Genomic DNA, 280 nt, shown 5'->3' with positions numbered 1-280 from the left:
GCGCTATTGGGGCACTCCCATTCCAATGCTGAATCTGCCCAATGGTGAATCTGTGCCTGTGGCAGCGGATGAGCTGCCGGTACGTCTGCCGGAAGATGTGGTGATGGACGGTGTAACCTCCCCCATCAAAGCGGACCCTGAGTGGCGTAAGGCCACTTATCAGGGACAACCCGCAGAGCGTGAAACCGATACTTTCGATACCTTTATGGAATCTTCCTGGTATTACGCCCGTTATTGCTCAGCCCAATTTAATCAAGGTATGTTAGATGCTAAGGAAGCC

The 280-nt window shown here is 52.5% G+C and carries 1 pseudogene; it reads left to right on the top strand.

Annotated elements, in window-relative coordinates:
- Nucleotides 1-280 (top strand): annotated as a pseudogene (gene leuS, locus J0A66_RS23190) (leucine--tRNA ligase); the annotation flags it as partial.

This window comes from Bowmanella dokdonensis, from assembly GCF_017254865.1.
Taxonomy (GTDB): domain Bacteria; phylum Pseudomonadota; class Gammaproteobacteria; order Enterobacterales; family Alteromonadaceae; genus Bowmanella; species Bowmanella dokdonensis.
Note: the sequence above shows the minus strand (reverse complement) of the source record. Positions and strands in the feature narration are given on the sequence as shown.